22 protein-coding genes are annotated in these 23,206 nt (G+C 55.7%); 14 read left to right on the forward strand and 8 right to left on the reverse strand.

Features of this window, described 5'->3' with window-relative positions:
* Positions 1–232: 232 nt before the first annotated feature.
* From Q1A06_RS19360 to Q1A06_RS19390, 7 genes are all read left to right on the forward strand, one after another.
* Positions 233–982: a Crp/Fnr family transcriptional regulator gene (locus Q1A06_RS19360; protein ID WP_299567632.1), complete on the forward strand. Its 750-nt coding sequence runs from the start codon at positions 233–235 to the stop codon at positions 980–982.
* 244 nt (positions 983–1,226) lie between these two features.
* Positions 1,227–1,997, forward strand: a complete 771-nt coding sequence (locus tag Q1A06_RS19365) for a glucose 1-dehydrogenase (RefSeq protein WP_299567575.1) — start codon at positions 1,227–1,229, stop codon at positions 1,995–1,997.
* A gap of 823 nt (positions 1,998–2,820) precedes the next feature.
* Positions 2,821–3,570, forward strand: coding sequence for an ABC transporter ATP-binding protein (locus Q1A06_RS19370; RefSeq protein ID WP_299567577.1), 750 nt, complete (start codon positions 2,821–2,823; stop codon positions 3,568–3,570).
* On the forward strand, positions 3,563–4,282 hold the full coding sequence (locus Q1A06_RS19375) for an ABC transporter ATP-binding protein (RefSeq protein WP_299567579.1): 720 nt from the start codon (positions 3,563–3,565) through the stop codon (positions 4,280–4,282). Before Q1A06_RS19370 ends, Q1A06_RS19375 begins: the two co-directional genes overlap by 8 nt.
* A 43-nt stretch (positions 4,283–4,325) precedes the next feature.
* On the forward strand, positions 4,326–5,528 hold the full coding sequence (locus Q1A06_RS19380; RefSeq protein ID WP_299567581.1) for an ABC transporter substrate-binding protein: 1,203 nt from the start codon (positions 4,326–4,328) through the stop codon (positions 5,526–5,528).
* 76 nt (positions 5,529–5,604) lie between these two features.
* The gene (locus Q1A06_RS19385; RefSeq protein WP_299567583.1) at positions 5,605–6,492 is read left to right on the forward strand and encodes a branched-chain amino acid ABC transporter permease; all 888 of its coding nucleotides are present in this window, start codon (positions 5,605–5,607) and stop codon (positions 6,490–6,492) included.
* Positions 6,492–7,469, forward strand: coding sequence for a branched-chain amino acid ABC transporter permease (locus Q1A06_RS19390; protein WP_299567585.1), 978 nt, complete (start codon positions 6,492–6,494; stop codon positions 7,467–7,469). The genes Q1A06_RS19385 and Q1A06_RS19390 overlap by 1 nt, the downstream gene beginning before the upstream one ends.
* Positions 7,470–8,591: 1,122 nt before the next feature.
* Here the strand turns inward: Q1A06_RS19390 and Q1A06_RS19395 are convergent.
* Positions 8,592–8,867, reverse strand: coding sequence for a DUF3253 domain-containing protein (locus tag Q1A06_RS19395; RefSeq protein WP_299567587.1), 276 nt, complete (start codon positions 8,865–8,867; stop codon positions 8,592–8,594).
* Between the two features lie 691 nt (positions 8,868–9,558).
* On the opposite strand from Q1A06_RS19395, the gene Q1A06_RS19400 reads away from it, so the two are divergent.
* Positions 9,559–10,707 carry a glycosyltransferase gene (locus tag Q1A06_RS19400; RefSeq protein ID WP_299567589.1) on the forward strand — a complete coding sequence of 383 codons (1,149 nt, stop codon included), beginning with the start codon at positions 9,559–9,561 and terminating at the stop codon, positions 10,705–10,707.
* On the opposite strand, the gene Q1A06_RS19405 is transcribed toward Q1A06_RS19400, so the two are convergent.
* Together Q1A06_RS19405 and Q1A06_RS19410 are read right to left on the reverse strand one after the other, a co-directional pair.
* The gene (locus tag Q1A06_RS19405; RefSeq protein WP_299567591.1) at positions 10,654–11,514 is read right to left on the reverse strand and encodes a galactosyltransferase-related protein; all 861 of its coding nucleotides are present in this window, start codon (positions 11,512–11,514) and stop codon (positions 10,654–10,656) included. The genes Q1A06_RS19400 and Q1A06_RS19405 overlap by 54 nt on opposite strands.
* Positions 11,504–13,588, reverse strand: coding sequence for an HAD-IIB family hydrolase (locus tag Q1A06_RS19410; protein ID WP_366523546.1), 2,085 nt, complete (start codon positions 13,586–13,588; stop codon positions 11,504–11,506). Before Q1A06_RS19410 ends, Q1A06_RS19405 begins: the two co-directional genes overlap by 11 nt.
* A 192-nt stretch (positions 13,589–13,780) precedes the next feature.
* Here Q1A06_RS19410 and Q1A06_RS19415 point away from each other — a divergent pair, with 192 nt between their 5' ends.
* The 5 genes from Q1A06_RS19415 (at position 13,781) to Q1A06_RS19435 (ending at position 17,422) form a co-directional block, all read left to right on the forward strand.
* The gene (locus Q1A06_RS19415; protein ID WP_299567593.1) at positions 13,781–14,518 is read left to right on the forward strand and encodes a Crp/Fnr family transcriptional regulator; all 738 of its coding nucleotides are present in this window, start codon (positions 13,781–13,783) and stop codon (positions 14,516–14,518) included.
* A gap of 124 nt (positions 14,519–14,642) precedes the next feature.
* Complete coding sequence (locus Q1A06_RS19420) at positions 14,643–15,134, forward strand: DUF892 family protein (RefSeq protein WP_299567595.1); 492 nt, start codon at positions 14,643–14,645, stop codon at positions 15,132–15,134.
* A gap of 30 nt (positions 15,135–15,164) precedes the next feature.
* Positions 15,165–15,344 (forward strand): hypothetical protein, encoded by a 180-nt coding sequence (locus Q1A06_RS19425; RefSeq protein WP_299567596.1) that lies wholly within the window; start codon positions 15,165–15,167, stop codon positions 15,342–15,344.
* Between the two features lie 87 nt (positions 15,345–15,431).
* On the forward strand, positions 15,432–16,475 hold the full coding sequence (locus Q1A06_RS19430) for a glycosyltransferase family 4 protein (protein WP_299567598.1): 1,044 nt from the start codon (positions 15,432–15,434) through the stop codon (positions 16,473–16,475).
* Between the two features lie 146 nt (positions 16,476–16,621).
* The gene (locus tag Q1A06_RS19435; RefSeq protein WP_299567600.1) at positions 16,622–17,422 is read left to right on the forward strand and encodes a hypothetical protein; all 801 of its coding nucleotides are present in this window, start codon (positions 16,622–16,624) and stop codon (positions 17,420–17,422) included.
* Between the two features lie 22 nt (positions 17,423–17,444).
* On the opposite strand, the gene Q1A06_RS21100 is transcribed toward Q1A06_RS19435, so the two are convergent.
* From Q1A06_RS21100 to Q1A06_RS19455, 4 genes are read right to left on the reverse strand one after another with little or no spacing between them, the layout of a single operon-like run.
* Positions 17,445–18,035, reverse strand: a complete 591-nt coding sequence (locus Q1A06_RS21100) for a class I SAM-dependent methyltransferase (protein WP_366523547.1) — start codon at positions 18,033–18,035, stop codon at positions 17,445–17,447.
* Complete coding sequence (locus Q1A06_RS21105) at positions 18,026–18,679, reverse strand: PIG-L family deacetylase (protein ID WP_366523548.1); 654 nt, start codon at positions 18,677–18,679, stop codon at positions 18,026–18,028. The genes Q1A06_RS21100 and Q1A06_RS21105 overlap by 10 nt, the downstream gene beginning before the upstream one ends.
* Positions 18,667–19,710 carry a hypothetical protein gene (locus tag Q1A06_RS19450; protein WP_299567606.1) on the reverse strand — a complete coding sequence of 348 codons (1,044 nt, stop codon included), beginning with the start codon at positions 19,708–19,710 and terminating at the stop codon, positions 18,667–18,669. Before Q1A06_RS19450 ends, Q1A06_RS21105 begins: the two co-directional genes overlap by 13 nt.
* Positions 19,691–20,716, reverse strand: coding sequence for a glycosyltransferase family 2 protein (locus Q1A06_RS19455; RefSeq protein ID WP_299567608.1), 1,026 nt, complete (start codon positions 20,714–20,716; stop codon positions 19,691–19,693). Before Q1A06_RS19455 ends, Q1A06_RS19450 begins: the two co-directional genes overlap by 20 nt.
* Before the next feature lie 162 nt (positions 20,717–20,878).
* Between Q1A06_RS19455 and Q1A06_RS19460 the strand changes: the two genes are divergently transcribed.
* On the forward strand, positions 20,879–21,493 hold the full coding sequence (locus Q1A06_RS19460) for a glycosyltransferase family 29 protein (RefSeq protein WP_299567610.1): 615 nt from the start codon (positions 20,879–20,881) through the stop codon (positions 21,491–21,493).
* Positions 21,494–21,544: 51 nt separating this feature from the next.
* Here the strand turns inward: Q1A06_RS19460 and Q1A06_RS19465 are convergent, their stop codons facing one another.
* Positions 21,545–22,750 (reverse strand): glycosyltransferase family 4 protein, encoded by a 1,206-nt coding sequence (locus Q1A06_RS19465; protein ID WP_299567612.1) that lies wholly within the window; start codon positions 22,748–22,750, stop codon positions 21,545–21,547.
* Positions 22,751–23,206 lie beyond the last annotated feature (456 nt).

The raw sequence follows: 23,206 nt of genomic DNA on the forward strand, positions 1-23,206 counted from the left end.
GTAAAGGACTACGAAAATTACGCGTCGCACCTAAAATCTGAGCAAGAGGGTTACAAAGGGCCGTGCAAAGCCTGCCATTTGCGTTAGATCAATCGCGACCATCCCCTGACTGACAATCTGGCCCCAAGTCGAGGGTGGCCGTCCCAAATCTGCGGACCGGGCCGCCCAACCTTTCTTGAGATCTCGGATCAGGGGCGCGCGTATGTTCGAAACTTTCAATCAGGTCATTGAAATGCGAAAAGGAGGTGGCAAACCTCACTCCGGGCCAGCTTCCGAACCCATTAAACGATTGCTGATCGCCAATGCAAAGACGGCCAGACCCGGTCAATTCCTGTTGATGGAGGGGGACGACGACAGCTCGGTTTTCTGTCTGCTGCGTGGTTGGCTTTCCCTGTCGAAATCCCTGCCGGATGGCGAGACCCAGATCATGGATTTTGCGTTGCAGGGCGACATTATTGAACCTACCGGCACTGCCGGATCGGGCTCGGCTATCAATATCGAAGCGTTGACCGATGTCAGCTTTGCATTGATTCCGGTGTCCGTCTGGGAAGACGCAAAGCGAGAATGGCGTGATCTGGACCGCATTTGCAAAAGTACGCGCATGGCCGCCCTGGCCCGTGCGGCGGGCCGGATTTTGCGATTGGGGCAGGGCAAGGCCACGATGCGTGTGGCACATGCCCTTCTTGAGCTGAATTTCAGGCTGCAGGCCATCGGCCAGTCGAAAGACGGGAAATATCATATTCCCATGAATCAGCGTATCCTGGGTGAGTTTACAGGCCTGTCATCTGTTCATGTCTGTCGCACCTTGAGCAGGTTGGCCACTGCGGGGCTCGTCCGCGTACGTGAACAAATGGAGATCGAGATACTGGACATCGGCCAACTTGCGGAGATGGCGGGCGTCGATCTGCCGACCTTGCAATGTGAGTGTTTTGCGGAGACCGAACACCTGCTGCCGACGTATCCTTATCCTGCCTATGCCTGACGCGATATATCTCTGCCTGGGACGAATGGTCTGCCTGCGACGGTAGGACATCGCACCGGGAATACACAAACAGTGCTTTAAGCTCGAAGGACTACGGACCGGCTCGATCCCTGCCTGCATCTCATTAACGCTTGTTAATGATCGCGATCGCAGTCTGTGCCTGAATGCTCTTGCACGTCACGGCCCTCACTACGGCCGCTCGCGCCCCTGAACGCACGAAAGCGCAGTTCCCAAGGAGAGAACCATGAAACGATTGACTGATCTGACTTGTATCGTAACAGGCGCCGCCAATGGTATCGGCAAGGCTACATGCGAGCGTCTTGCAACCGAAGGTGCGAAAGTCGCTGTAACCGATCTTGACGACGATCGCGGTGGCGCCGTGCGCGACACGATAGCACAAAACGGCGGCACCGCAGAATACTGGCATCTCGATATTACCGATGAACCGGAAATCACCCGCGTTTTCAAGGATATCGCGGAACGTTTCGGACAGATCGACGTGATCGTGAACAATGCAGGAATATCCGGCGTCGACAAGCCAACTGACGAGATCAGCGCCGAGGAATGGCAACAGGTCATGAACGTGAACGTGAACGGCGTTTTCTACTGCACCAAGGCGGTGATACCCTTCATGCGCAAGGCAGGCGGGGGCAGCATCATCAACCTTTCCTCGATCTATGGCATAGTCGGTGCGCCCGACATTCCGCCGTATCATGCCTCGAAAGGCGCTGTCCGGGAAATGAGCAAAACCGACGCAATGCTGTATGCCAAGGAAGGTATTCGGGTAAATTCGGTACACCCCGGATTCATCTGGACACCGCTGGTCGAGGCGATGGCCGAAACATCGGCAGAGGGCAAGGACGCTTTTCGCAGGCATCTGGACGGTTTGCACCCCATCGGCCACGTCGGCGAAGCCGAAGACATCGCCGCTGGTATCGCATATCTTGCGTCAAAAGATGCGAAGTTTGTGACAGGATCGGAACTTGTTATCGATGGCGGGTACACTGCGCAGTAGCAAGCCGTCCGGGTACTGCGTTCAGCCCGCACTGGAGTGGTTCCACTTTTTCGAACAGTTTTGCAGCGTCTCCAAGATCTATCGGATTCAGGTTTCGTGCTGCTTTCAGTTGTTCGATGACCGCACAAATTGCCTTATCTGGCGTTTGTCGATCAGACGCTGGATGGGGGCGTTCTTGTGTTGCAGAACGTCGTCCAGTTTAATGATGCGGCGAACCTGGAAGCCGTTCTGAGTTTCTCCGAGATGAATCGTCTGTTGCTTCAAGCCCGGCCATTGCCGGTCGATGAAAATGTCGTTCCCGTGTCCGACCGGGTGATCCGAAGGCTGATCTCAAGAAGAGAGGTAGCTGACCCGCCCACCCACCGAGATGCGCACGCCAACCTCGATCAGTGTCGTAATCAAGGCCGATCCGGTGAACTGACTGTCTTGAACGCCCTACTAAGTGTCAGACGGCGATCTGAGCCTGATTAATCTGTCTGTGGCGACGTGCGATAATGTTGAAGACTTCGCTCCTCCTCTCAGGATAGTGTTGCGCAATACCCTGACGGCCAGCGACTGATCTGCGCTGCGTGAAACAGCTTATCTTCATCATCTGTGTCGTTAGACCGAAAGCAGGCTAACTCAAAACACCGGGTTTTTCGGGGTAGCAGGTCAGCGGCGCTTATGGGTCCAAATAGGGTAACTTGTTGCGATGATGTGTCGGAATCATCCTGACCACAGAGGCCTATATGAGCCTGCAAACGACAACTACCCTTTGACAAAGCAAAACTAACCTGCAGAGTGCGTGCATGGGCGAACGGGGAAACTACAACGTGGAAATAGAATGGTAGTCGCACTTGAAGCGAAGGGATTGACGAAGGAATTTAAAGGTTTCGTCGCAGTTAACAATATTGATCTTTCGGTCGAGAAAGGAACGATTCACGCCCTTATCGGACCGAACGGGGCTGGCAAAACGACATGCTTCAACCTGTTGACAAAATTTCTGCAACCTACACGCGGTACTATCAGTTACGAAGGACTCGACATCACCCGGATGAAGCCTGCCGAGATTGCGCGGCTTGGGTTGGTGCGGTCGTTCCAGATTTCGGCCATTTTTCCAGACCTGTCTGTGCTTCAGAACGTCCGTGTCGCCTTGCAACGGGCGCGCGGCGAAAGCTATGATTTCTGGCGGTCCGATAAGATATTGTCCAAGTTCGATGATCAGGCACGCACCCACATAGATGAGGTTGGCCTGACCGAGTTCACCCATGAACGTGCGGCGGCCCTGCCCTATGGTCGCAAGCGGGCGTTAGAGATCGCAACGACGCTGGCACTCAGCCCCGACATGCTGCTGCTCGACGAGCCGATGGCGGGCATGGGCCGTGAGGACGTCGACCGGATCGCCCAGTTGATCCGCAAAATTGCGCTGAACCGCACGGTGCTGATGGTAGAACATAATCTCTCTGTGGTGGCGGACCTGTCGGACCGCATTACCGTTTTGGCACGCGGAGAGATTCTTGCCGAAGGTACCTATGCCGAGATTTCGAAAGCCCCCGAAGTGATCGAAGCCTACATCGGAGCAAGCCATGACTGATTCTGCTGCAAACGTCCTGCTGAACGTCAGCGATCTGCAAGGCTGGTATGGTGAAAGCCATGTCCTGCATGGAATAGACTTTGAAGTGCACCAAGGCGAGGTAGTTACTTTGCTGGGCCGTAACGGCGCGGGTAAGACTACAACGCTTTTGGCGATCATGGGGATGCTGGAAAAGCGGGCTGGCTCGATCCGTTTTCAAGGAACTGAACTGATCGGAATGCAGCCGCGCGATATTGCGCGGAAGGGCATTGCGCTATGCCCCGAGGAGCGTGGCATCTTTTCGTCGCTGAGTGTCGAGGAGAACCTCATGCTACCACCGCGCATCGCTGACGGTGGGCTGAGTGTTGAGCGGATTTATAATCTATTCCCGAATCTCTATGAACGTCGCGGCGGAAATCAGGGCACCAAACTGTCAGGGGGCGAGCAGCAGATGCTCGCAATTGCCCGCATCTTGCGCACGGGCGCGAAATTTCTGCTGCTGGATGAACCGACCGAGGGTCTGGCGCCCGTCATCGTGCAACAGATCGGACACACCATCGCAGCGCTCAAAGAGGAAGGTTTTACCATCGTCCTCGTTGAGCAGAATTTCCGTTTTGCCGCCTCGGTGGCCGATCGGCATTACGTCGTTGATCAGGGTAAGGTCGTGGATATGATACCAAACGACCAGCTTGAGAAGAACAGCCAGAAGCTGCACGATTATCTGGGTGTTTGAAAAATTATAAAGGTGCAAATGCACCACAACAAGGAGGACTGATATGATCAACAAACTTGCTATGAGCACCGTGGCGCTGGCCGCGATGGCCGGTGCGCCGGTAATGGCTCAGGATATTTCGGTGAAGCTCGGCGTGCTGAACGACCGTTCGGGCATTTATGCGGATCTGTCCGGCGAAGGGTCAGTTGTGGCTGCACGCATGGCCGTCGAAGATTTTGAGGCTGCCGATAAAGGCATGACCGTCGAAATCGTCTCGGCCGATCACCAGAACAAACCTGACGTCGGATCGAATATCGCGCGCCAGTGGTACGATGTCGACGGTGTGAACGCGATCCTGGATATTCCCACATCCTCGGTGGCGTTGGCAGTGGCTGACATCACGCATGAAGCCAATGGTGTGATGCTGAACTCCGGCGCGGGATCCACGGGCCTGACCCGCGAGCAGTGTCGCCCCACCACGGTCCACTGGACCTATGACACTGCGGCACTTGCGAATGGTACCGGTACGGCGATGACGAATGCCGGCGGCAAGAAATGGTTTTTCCTGACGGCTGACTATGCCTTTGGGCACTCGCTGGAAGAAAACACCACTGCTGTCGTCGAAGCCAATGGTGGCGAAGTCGTAGGTCAAGTCAACGTACCCTTCCCGGCGCAGGATTTCTCGTCTTTCCTGTTGCAGGCGCAAGGCAGCGGCGCTGATGTTATCGGTCTGGCCAATGCAGGCGGTGATACCATCAACGCGATCAAGCAGGCCTCCGAGTTCGGCATCACACAGGCGGGTCAGAAACTCGCCGCGCTTCTGATGTTCGCCAACGACGTACACGCACTGGGTCCGCAAACGGCGCAGGGTCTATCCCTGACCGAAGCTTTCTATTGGGACCAGAACGATACCACGCGGGAGTTTTCGCAGCGTTTCATGGATAAACATGGCTCGATGCCAAGCATGGTTCAGGCTGGCGTCTACTCGGCGACACTTGCCTATCTTGAAGCAGTGCAGACTGTCGGCAGTGCCGAAGACGGAAAAGCCGTTGTTGACCAGATAAAAACGATGGACATCGACGACGCGCTGTTCGGCAAGGTGACGATCCGTGCCGATGGCCGTGCGCTGCACGATATGTATCTCTTCCAGGTCAAGGCACCCGAGGACTCGACCGGTGAGTGGGATCTCTACAACCAGATCTCATCCATCACAGGTGAAGAGGCGTTTCTGCCGATGCTGGACGAGTGCGATTTCAGCAAGCAGTAAGCTTCCATAATCTGTCCGCCCCGCTGCTCCGGCGGGGCGGACACACTTTGATCAAACCGACCAACAGGACTGCAACATGTTCGAACTACTAGGAATACCACCGCAGGTTCTGCTGGGCCAGCTCTTGCTGGGACTGATTAACGGGTCATTTTATGCGGTTCTGTCCTTGGGACTGGCCGTAATCTTCGGCCTCCTCAACATCATCAATTTCGCCCATGGTGCCTTGTATATGGCAGGTGCTTTCGTAGCATGGATGCTGTTGAATTATCTTGGCATCGGGTACTGGCCTGCGCTCATACTTGCGCCGCTGATCGTTGGCGCCTTTGGCATTTTGCTGGAGCGTACGATGCTGTCACGCCTGTACCACCTTGACCACCTCTACGGGCTATTGCTGACATTCGGGCTGGCTTTGATTATTCAGGGTCTGTTCCGCAACTATTACGGAATCTCCGGATTGGCTTACCAGATTCCCGATATTTTGTCGGGCGGCCAGAACCTTGGCTTCATGTATTTGCCGAATTATCGTGCATGGGTTGTGATTGCGTCCGTGCTGGTGTGCTTCACGACCTGGTTCATGATCGAGAAAACACGACTGGGCGCATACCTGAGGGCCGCGACTGAGAACCCGACACTGGTGGGAGCCTTCGGCGTCAACGTGCCACTCATGATCATGCTGACCTACGGATTTGGCGTGGCGCTTGCAGGCTTTGCAGGTGTGTTGGCCGCACCGATCTATTCGGTAAATCCGACTATGGGCGAACAGCTGATTATCGTTGTCTTTGCGGTTGTGGTCATTGGCGGGATGGGTTCGATCATGGGCGCCATCGTCACCGGCTACATGCTTGGCATCGTTGAGGGTCTGACCCGGGTATTCTATCCCGAAGGCTCGGCCGTTGTTATCTTCGTCATCATGGCCATCGTCCTGATGATTAAACCTGAGGGACTGTTCGGGAGGCCCGCATAATGGCTATGGCAGACAATACTACATCGACACAGCGCGTCGAGCAGACCGCTGGTATGCCAACGCTGCACAAGGTCATTTTCGTCGTGCTCCTGATCGGCCTGATTGCTTTGCCGTTCTTCGCCTATCCGGTTTTCGCGATGAAGGTCATGTGCTTTGCCCTGTTCGCAGCGGCTTTTAACCTGCTGCTAGGGTTTGGTGGATTGCTGTCCCTAGGGCATGCGGCCTATTTCGGTGGTGCCAGTTATGTAGCAGCCCATGCCGCAAAAGTTTGGGGACTGACGCCGGAATTGTCCGTTCTGTGCGGTGCCGCAGCAGCGGGAGTTCTGGGCTTTGCCATCGGATCTCTGGCGATCCGCAGACAGGGGATCTACTTTGCCATGGTCACTCTGGCCTTTGCGCAAATGGTATATTTTGTGGCGCTGCAAGCAGAATTTACCGGCGGAGAAGACGGTATTCAGGGTGTGCCGCGCGGTGAGCTGTTCGGTTTGTTCTCTTTGGCTGACAATATGGCGCTCTATTTTTTCGTGCTCATAGTAACATTTGGCGGCATCCTGTTTCTCTACCGGATCGTACATTCACCCTTTGGCCAGGTAATGAAGGCAATCCGCGAGAACGAGCCGCGCGCGATTTCGCTTGGCTACGACGTGAACCGGTACAAACTGATCGTGTTTACGTTGTCAGCAACGATGGCCGGACTGGCTGGTGCGACCAAATCCCAGGTGTTTCAGCTCGCATCACTTACTGACGTGCATTGGTCGATGTCGGGTGAAGTCGTATTGATGACGCTACTTGGTGGTATGGGAACGGTTTTTGGCCCCCTGATCGGCGCGGGCATTATCGTAACGATGCAGAACTATCTGGCGACGTTCGGCGCATGGGTTACCATAATTCAGGGCGTAATCTTCGTGCTTGGCGTCCTGATGTTCCGCGAAGGGATTATAGGCGTAATCTCGCGCTGGCTTAAAAAGCCTCTGTGATGCAGGCGGCAATACCGGCGACCGGGCTGCCCCGCCAGTAGGCGGTGCCTCCGGTTTACCTGGATGTCTCTCGCACCATAAATGATCTGGCGGGGTTTGAGTTTTCACATCAGAGTCAGGCTTGCCCGACTGGCTTCTTTGGTGTGGTTAATACTAGAAAACCAATTCAGTCGCAAAGCGCTGGGAAAGTTCTCCTCTATGAGGGCCCAAAGGATTCTATCCGTCCGGCGGATCCAATGCCGCTGCATCGGCTCGGCTTTGCGGACCACCTGATCCGGGCAAATACACAAAGTGTTTCGTTCTGCCGTCTGCTCTGTTCATAGATGTTACGCGATGCACGCATGTCCAATCTGACGCCGATTTGCCGGAGTTTCGGACGTGAACCATTCTTGGGTATCTCGATATTGCGCTCGCTACAATGTTGCGCCCCCTTGGATATCGGCCAGAGAGAACGGGGGTTTCGACCGGCAGTAGTCAGCGTGATGCTGACACTTTCTGACGCGAGTAGATCAAATGACGGGCGATCTGTTTGCAGATCACCCCAAAGCAAAACAATGCGCAGCCTACTCAGGGGGAGAAACTCAGCGGTCTGGTGGATAGGCCACACTCAGAGCACGGAGGCAAGGCGATGTTATTAGGCGCACATGAAGACGTGCGAGGGTGGTATTTGAGGGTGACGATCGCGTTCGGGCGGATACCGGACAAGGCAGATTTCACCGCAAGGCCATCGCGGGATGAAGATACGCATTTCTGTAAGGTATCGGTTCGATGAAATATCCGGTAACACCTGATGGACGGTACTTTCTGGTCAGGGATCGACTGTGGCGCTGTTCCAACCCGGCTTTAAGCGCGCCGGAACGTGGCAGGTTGATAAAAAAACTGATGGATGCCCGACGGGCCGTCAAAGACGCGGGTACGGACGATGCCAGGAAAGCTGCGCGTAGAGAAGTAGACGCTGCGAAGGTTGCTCTTGGCGAACGCGGTCCGGCCTGGTGGACCGACGGCGCGCCGGACGTGAACAGGTATCATCCCAAAAACACAGCTTATGCGGATTGGTGGCGGTCTCTGTCCGGTAAGGACCTGTAGCATCTGTTGCGTTCGGTAAGCTAAACCAGAGGCTATTCACTTTTTGATGGCGATCCGGTAGATCCCTTCGAACTTTTGCGGATCCACGACTTTACCGCCTTTCTTGATGTCCACCTTGCCTTGCGCAACCAGTTCAGTCGCAAGCGTGCGAATGGATGGCATCAGGGGCCGCCAGTTCTTTTCGTCCGCCCCGGCAACGTGACGCGCGACTTCCGACGGGCATATTGTTTTCCCGGCACCCCGCTCGGTTGCTAAGGTTACGATGGCCTCTCGTATTTCAGCTTTGCCAGGGGTGTTCGATCCTGCGGTCATAGTACCGTGTCCGCTGTACCCTCGGACGCGTTGACCCGGGCAATGTCCAAATTCACCCGGAGTTTCGGCCAAGCGACCGCTACGCCCCGTTGGCGGACGGCGCGATCAAACCTGAGCGGTTCCCAGACATAGATTTGTTGTTCTTCCTGCACAGGTTTGTACATGTCAAAACCTCGTTTCGATTTGGTGTAAGCAGCCGGATCGCGCCCGTCTAAGCTCAGCCAATTATTAGTATATCAAGCGGTTCTTTAATCGGTTTCTGTATCACAGATCATTTTAATGGCCTGTTAACTGCAATACATCCCCAAATCGTTGTGCATCTCATCAGTGACCACGTATTGCCGCTGCGCTTCATTCCAGATCTCGCGACCGACGCGCAAAAGGACGGTTCCCGACCTTCACGAGACATAAGAAGATGAACATGCTGAGGGGACTGGCTCGACTGTCAGGCAATGATAAAAGCGCGCTCTTTGGTGGCGGTCTTGATGGATCGCGCGTTGTCACTGTTCAATGTCGGACAATACGCTGTTGTCGGAGTACCCAAATTCAACGATGCTTCCACGGAGGGCGGTGAGACCTTATAAATGCGCGCCGCGCGCTACTGTAACTGACCATTGGTCAATCTAGATTGATAGATCGATGGCAAGATGGCGTAGAATGTGCGATATTTCCCGCAGTTCCGAGGATTACCATGACGCGACCGTTCGGATTTTTCGTACATCACCAAGGTAGGGGCCACGCCCGACGGTGCGAAGAGATTATCCGTCATCTGGACGACCGACCAATCACGATTCTGTCGGCTGACAGATCTATCTTCGGTACGTTCGACGAACGTGTTGAGTTCGTCGAACTCCCCAACGCCATCGGGGATCCCAGCGCGACGAATGCTCTGCATCAGCAGCAGAGCCCTGACGCCATGCAGTGCGTCCCTCTTGGTTCACCCGCACTCAAAGCGAATGCGGAACTGATGGTCGATTTTTTCAGACGTGCAAACCCCGGGCTGATGTTCAATGATGTCTCGGTCGAGTGGGCGTTGCTCGCGAGGCTTTGTTCTGTGCCCTGCGTAAAGGTTCGTATGCACGGGGACCGGGCGGATGCCAGCCATACCGCCGCTTATCAGGCTTGTGCAGGTATGATCGCGCCCTATCACGAAGATCTGGAACAGGATGATTATCCAGCATGGGCGCGTCGAAAGACGTTTTATTCGGGGGGGCTTTGCACGACTTCGGCTGATATCCCTGACCGCCAGTTGGCACGCAGCCGCCTTGATCTGCCGCAGGACCAGCCCATCGTTGTTGCCTTGTCTGGCGGCGGCGGCAGTGGTGCGAATTTTGCCTCACTGACCATGGCGGCACGCGCGTTGCCCGATACGCTTTGGCTGACGGTAGGACCCGTGCAGCTTGAAGGTCATGAAACAGAGTTCCCGAACCTGAGACGTATTGGCTGGGTCGATCAAGTGATGGACTATATCGCTGCTGCAGATGTGGTTGTCGCGTCAGCGGGCGATAACACGTGTCACGAAATCGCGCGCGCCGAGCGTCCGTTCTTGTGCATTCCCGAATGGCGATACTACGACGAACAAGTCGCAAAGGGGCGCGAGTTGGCGCGTCTCGGGGCGGCGCATGTGCTGTCCGGTTGGCCCGCCAGCAACCGACAGTGGGAAGAGGCGATTGCCGCGGCCAAGGAAACGGGGACCTCGAAACTAGCGCCGCTTTTCGATGCGGATGCGGCACGGAAAATCGCAGCCCACCTGATTGATCTTGACCATACCCTTTGGTCGGGCCCGTCAGCTGAAGCGGACGGACCCATCACAGATCGCGGCCTCGCTCTCGTCCGGTGACGGCCTGCGCTGTATGGTGATCATATCGGCGTCCCGCTTGATGAAACCTTTGGCCTCGAACTGATCGAGCCAGTATTCCATACACCAGATCCCGTGCTTGTGCCGGAAACGCCGGGCATTTCGAATGATGTCGTCGAACTGTGTCAAGGGCGGCTTCTGGACTGGATGCCATTGGTGCACGGCTTGCGCCTCGGGCACCCACCACAGGCCTATTCCATGAAAATCGAGCTTCATGGCAAAGTCAGTATCTTCTCCGCCATACCCTGCGAAATCCTCGTCAAACCCATTCATTTTGTGAAACGTCGGCTTGGATAGGGAGAAGGACAGGCTCCAGAATTCCCTGACTTCGGGGATACGGCAGGTGCCGGGACCGAGCGTTTCGGAAAATCGACGGGCGGGGTGCTGCTGGGACATCTGCCAAAGGTGCCGGGGCGCGGTTGGCTCTGGATCATCCATCCGGGCAAGGTATCGTGTTTCACCCATCAAACAGCGATCCGGTGCGGCGACGTCAACATAGGCCGCAATCAGATTGGGCAGGGGGATACAATCCGCATCGATAAAAACCAGTGTATCGCCGGTCGCTTTCTCGGCAGCAGCATTACGCGCGGCCGCAAGCGGCAACTGCTCACCTTCGACTGCGACCTGACGAACTGGAAAAGGGCAGCTTGGTAGGTCGACATAAGGTGCATCCTGCATATACGCGATGACAAGCTCTTGCGGTGACACCGTCTGCTGCGCAAGGCCCGCGATCAGGTTGCGCAGGTGCGCATCGCGGCCCCGCGCAATGGTGCAGACGCTAATGGTCATTTGACATCTCATTCCGAGACATGTGCAGCAATCCCTCAACAACACCGGCGGCATAGCTGCTCTTCGCAAAGTAGATGCGGGGCTGCGACTTCAGATGGGTCAACTCGGAGGTGTGATTGCCGACAATGATCGGATGACCAACCATCTCCAACATATGCACATCATTCCCTGAATCGCCTGCGGCCCAAATGTCGGCCGGAGCGATGCCAAGCCGTGCCGCAACATGGTGGATCGCATGACCCTTCGAGACACCTTGCGGCAAAATATCCAAAAACCGCCCGTGAGAATAGATAAGCTCATGGTCCAGGCCTTTCTCGTGCAGACGACGACGAACCTCGGGACATCTTTCGATCTCCTTCAGGAAATAGCTGCGTTTGAAGCGGCGCTGTTCCTTTCCGCCTTGTGGCCTGACACCATCAAAGGCCCTTAGAACACTATCAATGACGTCGGGGTCCCAGTTCCCCTGCCCCAGTGGAGGCCAGCCGGTATCGCGCCTGAGGCTGCGAAAAAGTGGATCGCGGACCCAGTATATTTCCGACCCCACCGAAGTGATCAAGAACCGCGGGGCGGGGATGTCCCATTGCTCGATGATATCGATCGCGCTTTGCAGCGAACGACCCGTGGCAATTCCAAAGGCGGTGTGCGGGTTGATCGTGAGCCACTGCCGCAACCGTTCAAGCGCAATACGGTCCCCCGTCAGAGTATTGTCGATATCGCATACGAGCATTCTGTCGCATCGAAGCGAGGCAAGAGCCGGCTTCCCAACGCCTTGCTGTGCTGCGATCCACTCCAAATCCTGAAGATAGGTGCCGGCGTGACGATCCCAAGAGTAGAACCCGCATGCGTCAAGCCCGCTCTTCGAGGCGCGTTCCCACTCAACTGGATTGTTCAGCAGCCCTATGATCGCACTGCCAATGGCTTTCGTATCTGTCGGGTCGACAAGTAGTCCATTCTGACACCGCCCAAGAATATCGTTCGGACCGCCGCTGTTCGTTGCAACAACTGGAAGACCGCTCGCCGCGGCCTCGAGGAAGGTCAATCCGAACGGCTCGTTCAAAGCAATGTTCGCAAAAATACCGCCGCGCCTGCAGGCGTCCTGATAGATGGCCGGTATGTCCTCTTGCCGGTGGGTTTTGGGAAGTGCCACTTTTCCCCACAGATCATACTGATCAATGAGCTTCAGCAGGTCCGTCAGCACCGCGCAGGGTTCTGCCGCTTCGTCGTCAATCCGTCCGCGCGTCCCGGCGTAGATGACCAGATTGGCCGCGTCCTGAAGTGCCGAACTTTGCCCATAGGCATGGATCAAGCCTGCAAGGTTCTTTTTCCTGACGGGACGCGCGACCGCAAGAATCGGCGGCTTTGAAGGGTCAAAGAGAAATTTGTCTCGGGTTTCCTCGACCAGTCTGGTGATACGGGCAGGCTCCGCAAACAGATCCAGATCGCAACCGGGCGGGTTCACCCGGATGGTTTCGGGACGTGCAGATCGGTAAAGACCGTACTGCAACTCAGCCTCGTCCATAGAACTTGCGACAATGCGATCGGCCTGCGCGATGACGTCTTCTTCCATCGCGATCCGCGCGTTCAGCACCGGATCATTCAAACTTGTCGCGCATGAAGTTGATTTCACACGACCGAGGGAGTGGGCCGTAAAGACAAACGGAATACCTAATCGCCGCTTCATCTCTAGGGCAAGCTGACCCGCATCGGCATAATGGGCATGGATTACATCGGGTTTTTTCGCAAGGGATCTGATATGAGTTTCCAGATTATCGGCAAGAACCGGCAGCTCAAAGCACAGGTCCTCCTTGGCGACATACCCCTCCGTCGCGCCCGCGATGCGCACAACGTGCGCGCGGTCCGTAACACGTTCCGGAGTGGTGTAATATTCGGCACCAAGCCGAATCGAGTTGAACTGGCGCACTATGATCTGCTGCTGTACATCCGCGCCTTGCGCATCCACGGCATTGACCAATTCCAACAGATATTTGATGTGACCGCCCGTATCGGGGGTCAGACCGTAAGGAACATTCCGGGCGCGAAGACAGCCCTGCAAGGCAACATGCATGATAAACATGTGGACGAAACTAGCCCCGAACGGGCACCCTTACATTGTTCTATGTTGATGCTATGCTGCGACAAGTTGGTCGATGTAATTCAGCCCCGGTAGATCAAGCCAGTCCGGAGGCGGGTTGCCGGCAGGCTTGTTTCTATTATCTAATTGAAAATGAAGAACAAGACTTGAACTGGTTTTGAAAAGAGGGCCAGAATGACGAGCGATAAGAAAAGCTGCCTTGTAGAAAAGCTGTCCCACTATATTGAGCTTGATGAGCTCGCTGAAAGCCAACTTGCTTCGCTGGAAGAGCATGAACGCACCTACCATCGGCATCAGGAAGTCTACAGTGAAACTGATGAACTGAAGTACCTCTATGTTGTCAAAAGGGGTTGGTTCTATTCCTATACCGATATGCCTGACGGTCGCCGGCAGATCATTCGTGTCCTACATCCAGGCGACATCGTAGGATTCCCCGATATCGCGTTCGAATATGCGACCAGCAATATCCGCGCGGCAGAGGATGGTTGCCTGTGCCCTTTTCCAAAACAGAAGCTGGATGCCATCTTTGAAAAATCACCACGTCTGACGGCCTTGCTGTTCTTGATGGCAAACCGCGAACTGGCCTGCGTCATCGACACCCTGCGTGCAATGGGCCGTATGGATGCGCGCGAACGTCTGGCCTATTTCTTTCTCGACCTAACCGCGCGGCTGCGGATCACGAACAAAGACATGACAGATACCATCCGTATGCCCATGAACCAGCACGAGATCGGTGATGCCCTTGGCCTCACGCATACATACGTCAGCAAGACGATCCGCGAAATGGAAAACGCAGGTTTGATTTCGAGAAAAGGTGCGACCCTGACCCTCGCACAGGAAACCAGGTTGGAAGATATGGTCGATTTTTCCGACCGATATTCGCGCCTCGACACATCGTGGTTCCCCTCGTGACGCAACTGCGGTGCTGGTGAAGAAGCGGTCGTCAACATAGATTGACGCGCAAGTCATTGCTCACTGGTTTAGTGCCTCTTCAAGAGGTCCTTCGATCAAAGGGACCTCGGAAAGGAAGCACTCTATGCATGTGCAGACCACCCAGGACCTATTTGCGCTCCGGCTGGGGGACAGTCACTCAAGCGCGTGTTTCATGGCACGGCACATTCCTTCGTTGGTGTCTGCAGCGGCCAATAAGAATGTCCGCAAAGTTCTCAACCAGTATCTTGATGTCGTGCGCGACAACGCTGACCGGACCGAAGTTGTTCTTTCAGCAGGCACAGAGCCAACCACGGGATGCAATCCGAAAGCTGTTCCAGCGATGGTCGATGAGTTGTTCGATATGATTGATCGCATTCAAGAACCATTGCTCGTCGATGTGGCCATCGTGTTATCGAGCAATGAAATCGGTTCATTCGAAGCGCATCGTCTGCGACTTCTCGCGGATGTTGCGGGGATGATGGGGCAGGACAGAACCAAGGACGCCTTGCAGGAGAGCAGTGAGCGGTTGCGTGCCATCTGCGATCAGTTTGGTGAAATAATGCAGGATAAAAACTTGGCCAAACGCCCTAATTAGCGGCACCGACATGAAACATCAGGAATCTATATGACGAAACAAGCCGATGTCCTACGCAAACTCTATACGACACTGATCGACAGCCGTGACGGTTCCGAACAGGTCGCCGAGATTGTGGGCAACCCTGCTTTTCATTGCGTGACTGAGCAATACCGCATTCTGAAAGCGCGTGTTTCAGTGCCTGAAGATATCGAACAGGGGCTCAACTGAGATGTCACAGAACAATCTATCCACCGACGTGAATGACAGTGTGCGCAGCGGCGGCTGTTGCGCATTCGGTCGGGAGCCCGTTTAAAAATGCGGATCGCCCAGATCAGCCCCCTCATCTTCCCGGTGCCGCCGCGTGATCACGGCGGCACCGAGCGGGTGATTTGCGACCTGTCGAACGGTCTTGTGGCGCGGGGACATGATGTCACCCTTTTTGCCGCAGAGGGTTCACGGACTTTGGCGAAACTCAAATCCCAAGGCCCGTCTGTGGCGTCAGAGCAGAACGCGCCGCCCTCACTTCCCTCGGCAAAAGAATGCGTTATGCTGGATCGTGTCGCCGCTTGTGCGGACAACTTCGACATCATTCATTGTCATACCGAACTCTATCATGCCGCAGTGCTACGCCCTTGGGCCCATAAGTTGGTGATGACAATCCATTGGCGGGCCGATGAACAGGACCGGCAGCTTTACTTCGACCATTTCGATGACTTGAAAGTCGTCGCAATCTCCGCGGCACAAGCGGCCTCTCTCCCCGCTCGAAACTGCCTTGATGTCGTCCACCACGGAATTCCTTCGGATCAACTCGTTCTGGATGACGGGTCGGGAGGGTACTGCGCCTTTCTCGGGCGTTTGACGGACCAAAAGCGCCCTGACCGCGCGATTGATATCGCGAAGCGGGTCGGCATGCCGATCCTGCTGGGTGGAACCATAGATGTAGGCAATCCCGACTACTATTTCACTGAGATTGAACCTCTCCTCAACGATCACAGCAAATATGTAGGCCCGGTGACACAGGAGCAGAAGCAGGGTTTCCTCGGCAAGGCCAGCGTTCTTCTTTTCCCCATAGACTGGCCCGAACCTTTCGGGCTTGTGATGATCGAGGCAATGGCTTGCGGGACACCAGTGGTTGCATGGCGCAACGGCAGCGTCGAAGAGATCATCGAGGACGGCGTATCCGGGTTTATCGTATCGTCCCTTGCCGAAGCTGCCAAAGCGGTCGCGCGCGCCCGGACACTGGATCGGGCAAGGGTGCGTGCAGCGTTCGAGCGTCGTTTCGCCCAGGAACATATGGTCGACGGATACCTCAAAGCTTACCGGGCCTTGCTTGGGGCATCGCGGACGCGCGACGGATGAATGGCGGGTCGATGGTGCAAGATCTGCATACATCAAGGTGTTTTTGTTGTGGGGCCCGTGCGTTTGCACCCATAGAAAACGGGTGGGTCAAATGCACCTGGTGCGACATTCAGATGCGCGATGGCACTGCCGATCGGTGTTTGGAAATGGCGGATCAACTTCGTGCGTTCATTCACTCTGATCTGGCCCGGGATATGGAACAGACGGAGTGGCGGCTAACACATCGCACGCTGCGTATCGCTGCCACCTCCTGGGGCTTGTGGTATGATCCGGCACGCTCCATGCCTCTGGAAATCGTTGACTCAACTTCAATGTTGAACCTGAAGCCTATCGATACCTTCTCACGAAAACCGCTGAGCCTCGTCGTTATTGCCGATTGTGAAAGCAACGCCGTGCACGACATGCTCGATCGTTATGCCGCATTATTTTATGATGTAATCGTCGTGCTCGATACCGCAGGTCCCGCACCTCGTAACATCGGGAATGTTGAATTTCATTCCCGGCTGCTCGATGGCGACTTCGGCGCGCAGCGCAATGCAGGGAATGCGCTTGCCAAAGGCGAATGGGTTTTTCACCTTGATACAGATGAAACCATGATGCCGACATTTTGCAAGCTTTTGGCTTCGCTGGCAGGGGCCGCTGACGACGCGGCGCTGCGGGCAGTCGGCTTTCCGCGTCGCAATTTCGTAGATGGGACAGTCAGTGATCTGTTTCCAGATATCCAGTACCGCCTGATGAGGCGCGATGTGCGGTTTCGAAATCGTGTGCACGAGAGACCGGATGCTTGCAATTACGCGAAGCAAACCATCGTTTCCCAACATGGCACGATTGACCATTTTCTCAGTCGAGACCGGATACTCAAACGGTCTGCCCTTTACGATAGACTGGGGCAATCCTCGGCACGCCACTCGGACGATCGCGCTCTGCTCAGACCTTTCGAGCCATAGGCGGAACTGCCCCCGGCCTCAATCAGCTTTTGTGACGTCGCAAGGCTTGGGCGGTCCATTTCGAGGTACGGCGCATTCTCGTGTTGACCCAATCAACACGCGACCGCTGCACAAATCGCTCGTGAAGCCCTGATTGGTGTTGAGCGGCATCAGCAAACTGTCGGTGGTGATGACACAATATCAAAAGACCGCCGGGACGAAGCGTTCTGTCAATTTCTCGCATGGTCGCCGCGAGGCATTTATCATCGAGATAGTAAAGAAGCTCTGCAATTATGATCGCACCGTAGCGATCATGGGGAAATCGCGCGGGCAAGGGTTTGTGATGCAATGTGACGTTCGGTATCTCATCGACCACAGAGGCCGCCCTGCGCAACGCCTGGCCGGACCCATCGCACGCATCCACGGATAATGCACGGCGCGCCAGATGGACGCTGTTGCTGCCATTTCCACACCCGAGTTCCAACACACGTCCATGCGGTGCGCCCCCCAGAAAAGCGAGGATCGTGTTGCGCTTGTGCTCTTCCGCGTGGCTGGACCGTGTGTGCCAGGGATCCGGCGAGCGTGAGAAAATGTTGTCGAAATGGGCGAGTGTCGCAACTGGTTTCACCCCCATTGGAAGCGCTCCCGCGATGTACACATCCGGCGGACCATTGCGTCCGACAAGGCAAAACCCTGCGGGTCATCGCGGATCAGCCCCGTTTGAGTGCGATATCTGCCAAGGGCGATCTTCTTTGCAAGGGCGCTACCGGCGATTGTCGGCATGGAACACATATCCGCTCGATGTTCTTTCGCGGGCCATACCATGTAGCGTATGCGCGGTATTTTCGGCGACCAAGCTCGGGCGCACATACGCGCAACCTGTCTATGATCGGGGTGGTCATCGTCAAAGGTCGGTTCGATCAGCAAATCCGGTGTCGGTCTGCGGGCAAGACGGACGAGCGCCGCACGCAAATCCAGTGGATCATAGGTATCGAGCCCCCCATCCGGCAGGCCGAGGAACTGAATCCGCTTTCTTGGCACACCCGCGAACTGCATGGCGCGCACTGTTTCTGCCTGCCGTTCCGCGACCAGACGCCGTTTGGGGAACTGTACACTATTGCGGTGCGAGGCAGACCCATCCGTAATTACTATGATATCGACACGCGCGCCTCGCACGCGCAGCTTGCGGATAAGGTGAAACGCGCCAATCGTCTCATCATCGGAATGGGGTGCCACAACAACCGCGTGACGCACGCGTGAAAGGTTCAGAACCCGCATGGCCACGGATCCAATGTACCATCAACGACAGCTTTGCCCACCTTCGCCATCTGGGCGTCCGGGCCGGGTTGCCGGATATACATACCCAGATCCTGCGCAAAACGGCAGACTGGATTGTCCTCAAAATAGGCGGCTGTCCCGCAGGCCCGTTGAGCAATCGATATGCCGCGTTCGCAGCATTCGTAAACCATGTTACGCGCGTTGGAGACAGTATGCGCAATCTCGGTTTCGTCACCGTCAATACAGCTTTGACCAGCGATCAGGACGGTATTCGCAGCGGCACTGCACCACATATGCATTTCTGCCAACCGGCGTTCCTGAACAGGATCGTTCGTTCGCCCCAATTTGCTCAAATGCGCACGCACCGCATCCAGCAAACCTGCAAGCCCCCCCGCCTGAACGGTTGCAAAACGCAACGCACCACCGCTGAACCAAGGTTCCCGTTCATAATCGCCCGGCATGCCGAATTGGGTCGCTTTGGCGCCGGACCAGCGCACTTGATGCGTTTGGGACTGCTGCATTCCCGCCACAGACCACCAACTGCGGTCTATGTTGGGGGGGAATTCTGCCAGATCTACCAGATGCAGCTGCACATCCGGAGTTCCTGCTTTGCTTGTAACCAGTACGTGACTGAGAATGCCGGCCCCGGACGCGTAGCTTTTGCCGCCCGTCAGGGTCTCGCCGTCGAAATCAAGATGATGGTCTGGTCCTTCGGCGTTCCAGACGCCGAGCACGGGAGCGCTCGCTATCATCTGTTCTACAGACTGTCGCTGCGAACGACTGGCGTATCTGTGGATAATCTGCATCGCATCGACATGCCCCTCAAACAATCGCCCAAGAGCAACATCATGTCGGCCCGCATGATACAGCCTGTATTGCAGGGCCCTCATTTCATTCGGCGTTTCCGGATCGGATAACTTCAGACCATGGCCAAGCAGGGAAAAACACGCCCTGACAAACTCAGCATTGCCGTTCACATCCCTGCGGCCAGGTAGGCCAGTGGCGTCAAATCTACGCGTTTGCATGGTCAATGAATTGCTCCGCTTTAAGTGTTGCAAGAACCCTGTGAGCGACGCTTAGTGGCAGATCGCGCTTCGTTGGATGATGGGGAACGGCTTTCATGACGAACGCCTCGGCATTGACCGACTTGCAGGCAAGAGACCAAAGATCATCTTCGGCGCCAAGAGCGCTTTCGAGTGCTCGCCAGTCAAAAGCCGATTCTGTCAGATGATATGCCCGCCGCGCCATAGCGTGACGCGCATACTGCTGTGCAGCATCACACGGATGCTCAACGCGCGGTTCGCTCACTTCGTCCTGCATATGTTTTAACGCATCGGCAAGCCCGCCGCGCGCGCGTCCAGTCGTTCGTGACGAGGTGGTTACCCTGACTTCCCGTGCATGGCGAACCCTGAGTCCGGCATGGCGGGCACGATCAACGAGATCATTATCCTCACTTGTCTCAAGTTGACGGAATCCCCCGAGAGCCCTGTATGCGGTCAGGCGCATTCCCAAGTTCGCTCCGCCTACCCATGGATGCGAAGGGGCGGGGTCATATGGTATTCTATCTATTCTGCGGCGCAGTCCGTGCAAATCCTCCAGATACGTTTCCAGCGCATCACGCGTCAATAAATCCGTGGCACGGTCCCGGCTTGTGTATCCCGCAATCACATCCACGAACCGCAAAGCATCTACAGACCGCGCGACCCAGTCGGAAGCAGGCACAGTATCTGCATCGGTTGTCAGCAAAATCGCCTCAGAACAGCCATCCAGATGAGATATGGCAAGTTCGGCCGACGCGCCGCGTGCACGGCCTGCGTTTGGCCGAACGCTGCGGTGGATAACGGACAGCCCGCCCGCGAGCGTATGTTCCGCAAAGAAAGCTTCTGCGATGACCACACCGCGATCCGTGCAACCATCGAACAGAAGATGCAGACTCACATTCTTATCGCTGGTTCCATCTTGGGTCGCGAGCGCGTGAAGAAGACACGGCAGACCGTCTTCTTCATCACGCACCGGCACGGCGACGACTACACGCATCTATTGTCCTCTTTGACTTGTGGTTCAACATGACGTGCATTTACCAGCCGTCTCTCAATCTAAATTGATATCCGGGACCTATATCAACGTAGGTATCGGACAACCGTTGAATATGTTTCGGATCACGGGCCTGTTCTCCCGTTTGCCTGACAGAAAGTTTGCATGACTAAAATCGCCATCGTCGGAAACGCACCGTTCAAAATAGACCTTGCTGACGACATTGATCAGGCCGACATCGTTGTAAGGTTTAACAACGCGCACGGCTTTGGCCAAGACCGGGGGGCAAGAGTTGACGATCTATTCTTGGTAAACTGCGGGGGCCAGCCCTTGGAATGGATGCGGACGCAAGACTTCTGGGATCAGCCGCATGTGATCGCCACACCCAAGGTGACACTGCCCATTGCATCACAAAGCGGTAACGAATTTGCAACATGGGATAAAGCAGGAAACCCCACTGAGATTGATGGGGTCAACATCGAAAACGAACTTCGGACCAAGCTGGAGCGTATGGGCAAGGTTGTACAAACACTCCCACGCCAGACATACAGCAAGGCGTGCCGAACCGTTGCCAATCCCGACGGTAGTTTTACGTCAGCAGAGCCGAGCACGGGGTTTCTGGCAATTTTCCACTACCTGAACACCGCCAGACAAGATGACGTGATCGAGCTTTTCGGGTTCGGATTCGCCGGGTGGGACGGGCATGCGTGGCAACGCGAATGCGCTTGGGTCGAGCAGCAAGAGGCGATCGGAAAGCTGATCTGGCGCCGCCCCCCCTGAAATCGGCTGAACCCTTCAGGCGCGTGTCGACGCGCGCACTAAACCTGGGAACTACCCGACACTGCTTCGCAAGGCGATGACACCTGCGTAAACTTCCAGCGTCTTTGCTGCGAGACGTTTTACCGTCAAACTTTGAACATGCCGCCGACCCGCCAAGGCGAATTTGTCCCAATCGTCGGGTGTTTCAAATAACCGTTCGATTGCATCGGCGATGGCCTTGGGGGTGCAGGTGTCCGCAAGAATCCCGCATTCTGCGGTGTCAATGAAATCACAAGCAGCCGGATCTTCTCTGCAGGCGATCAGTGGACGTCCGAACGCGGCAGCTTCGCGATAGACCAATCCAAACGATTCATACCGTGAAGGCGCGATTACCGCCGTCGTTCCTTCGTATTCCGCGTATAGATCATCATCTGATAGACCGTTCAGGATTTCAATTTCGTTACATAGGCTCAGGTCTTCGCCCTGGGCCTTCAGACATTCTGTAACATCGACCGGTTCCACCCCTACAATCGTCAGACGAATTGGCCTGCGACCAACTTTTCGTCGCGCCTGATTTGCGCACGCGTATCCCGCCAACATCTCGCTGAACCCTTTTCTACGTTCGGCTCTGCCAACGAAAAGAAGGGAGGGAGCGGCCTTCACAGACGGTAATGGCGCGGCAGCACCTCGTTTCAGAACGTCTTCATCGAGCGCGAGAGATATCACCTCATGTATCGGCTGATCGGCAATGTTATAGATATCCTTGATGACCTGCGCGTGTGACGGCGTATTCGATATCAGCGCGGCGGCTTTTTTTGCGGTCTGTTTCTCCAGCTTGTGCGCGAACCAAAGGTCAATGCGCTGCCGCAAGCTGAGATTCTCTTTCTTTGCATCAATAGCCGGCGTGCTGTTGCGCACAACGAGAGCTGGTGATCCAGTGGTCAGAAATGCCGCCGGGGCGTACCAGTTGGTTGCTTCGACGATGCTGAACGGGCATTCACGATGCACCTCCCGCAAAGCTTTGCAAAAATACCATGGTGCAACCAAATGCCCGATAACCGCGCGTTTCCTTAAAAAGCCCGCAAAGCCGTTTGTCGGTGGCGCACAACCAACGACCGCCAACCCGGATTGGACAACGGTCTCGCCCAAAGCGCGCCCACTATCAAACAGCGTCACATCGCACCCAAGCTGCGAAAGACCGCGCGCAATTTCCATCGCAGCGCGTCCAAGACCCGAGCCATGGGGCGGCAAACCCCACGCAAGAACAGCTACGCGCATCACGATGCTCCAGTTTGATTGCCTGAGCGATGAGTGAGGAGTCACTACCGATGCGGTGTACTGGCATCGGTGGTCCTGCATCACATCAAGTTAGATTGAAAAGGTCCCCTTTAGTGTCGTTGGGTCTAGCCAACCGGTACAAGGTTACGCGGTTTTCGATACCATAGCTTTTGCCTTCAATCTGCTGACTGCAGCGAGGCACGGTCGTACCAGCAGACGATGTGGACCTGTGACGCTTTGCGGCCGCTCCTTTAGTGACATTTGCCGCAACATATGAGACAGGCTCTGTGCCATCGAAGAACGGTCCCGTTTAGCTGGGATGCGCTGCCCTTCGCGCTGATCCCTCCTTCGCTCCCGAAGGAAACACGGCTTAAACCAGCAGCACCGCGTCGCAGGTTCGCCCAACGCAGTTCGTCCCATTATTCACGCCCTGCCTCCATGACGGATAACTCGAAA

The organism is uncultured Sulfitobacter sp., assembly GCF_947497275.1.
Classification (GTDB): Bacteria; Pseudomonadota; Alphaproteobacteria; order Rhodobacterales; family Rhodobacteraceae; genus Sulfitobacter.

Excerpts from the sequence above, each read along its gene's own strand:
- Q1A06_RS19410 (WP_366523546.1), bottom strand. The coding sequence starts at position 13,588 with ATGTTTATCATGCATGTTGCCTTGCAGGGCTGTCTTCGCGCCCGGAAT.
- Q1A06_RS19360 (WP_299567632.1), top strand. The coding sequence starts at position 233 with ATGCGAAAAGGAGGTGGCAAACCTCACTCCGGGCCAGCTTCCGAACCC.
- Q1A06_RS19400 (WP_299567589.1), top strand. The coding sequence starts at position 9,559 with ATGACGCGACCGTTCGGATTTTTCGTACATCACCAAGGTAGGGGCCAC.
- Q1A06_RS19420 (WP_299567595.1), top strand. The coding sequence starts at position 14,643 with ATGCATGTGCAGACCACCCAGGACCTATTTGCGCTCCGGCTGGGGGAC.
- Q1A06_RS19405 (WP_299567591.1), bottom strand. The coding sequence starts at position 11,514 with ATGACCATTAGCGTCTGCACCATTGCGCGGGGCCGCGATGCGCACCTG.
- Q1A06_RS19430 (WP_299567598.1), top strand. The coding sequence starts at position 15,432 with ATGCGGATCGCCCAGATCAGCCCCCTCATCTTCCCGGTGCCGCCGCGT.
- Q1A06_RS19435 (WP_299567600.1), top strand. The coding sequence starts at position 16,622 with ATGGCGGATCAACTTCGTGCGTTCATTCACTCTGATCTGGCCCGGGAT.
- Q1A06_RS19455 (WP_299567608.1), bottom strand. The coding sequence starts at position 20,716 with ATGCGTGTAGTCGTCGCCGTGCCGGTGCGTGATGAAGAAGACGGTCTG.
- Q1A06_RS19380 (WP_299567581.1), top strand. The coding sequence starts at position 4,326 with ATGATCAACAAACTTGCTATGAGCACCGTGGCGCTGGCCGCGATGGCC.
- Q1A06_RS21105 (WP_366523548.1), bottom strand. The coding sequence starts at position 18,679 with ATGCGGGTTCTGAACCTTTCACGCGTGCGTCACGCGGTTGTTGTGGCA.
- Q1A06_RS19390 (WP_299567585.1), top strand. The coding sequence starts at position 6,492 with ATGGCTATGGCAGACAATACTACATCGACACAGCGCGTCGAGCAGACC.
- Q1A06_RS19375 (WP_299567579.1), top strand. The coding sequence starts at position 3,563 with ATGACTGATTCTGCTGCAAACGTCCTGCTGAACGTCAGCGATCTGCAA.
- Q1A06_RS19385 (WP_299567583.1), top strand. The coding sequence starts at position 5,605 with ATGTTCGAACTACTAGGAATACCACCGCAGGTTCTGCTGGGCCAGCTC.
- Q1A06_RS19460 (WP_299567610.1), top strand. The coding sequence starts at position 20,879 with ATGACTAAAATCGCCATCGTCGGAAACGCACCGTTCAAAATAGACCTT.
- Q1A06_RS19395 (WP_299567587.1), bottom strand. The coding sequence starts at position 8,867 with ATGACCGCAGGATCGAACACCCCTGGCAAAGCTGAAATACGAGAGGCC.
- Q1A06_RS19370 (WP_299567577.1), top strand. The coding sequence starts at position 2,821 with ATGGTAGTCGCACTTGAAGCGAAGGGATTGACGAAGGAATTTAAAGGT.
- Q1A06_RS19365 (WP_299567575.1), top strand. The coding sequence starts at position 1,227 with ATGAAACGATTGACTGATCTGACTTGTATCGTAACAGGCGCCGCCAAT.
- Q1A06_RS19415 (WP_299567593.1), top strand. The coding sequence starts at position 13,781 with ATGACGAGCGATAAGAAAAGCTGCCTTGTAGAAAAGCTGTCCCACTAT.
- Q1A06_RS21100 (WP_366523547.1), bottom strand. The coding sequence starts at position 18,035 with ATGGGGGTGAAACCAGTTGCGACACTCGCCCATTTCGACAACATTTTC.
- Q1A06_RS19465 (WP_299567612.1), bottom strand. The coding sequence starts at position 22,750 with ATGCGCGTAGCTGTTCTTGCGTGGGGTTTGCCGCCCCATGGCTCGGGT.
- Q1A06_RS19425 (WP_299567596.1), top strand. The coding sequence starts at position 15,165 with ATGACGAAACAAGCCGATGTCCTACGCAAACTCTATACGACACTGATC.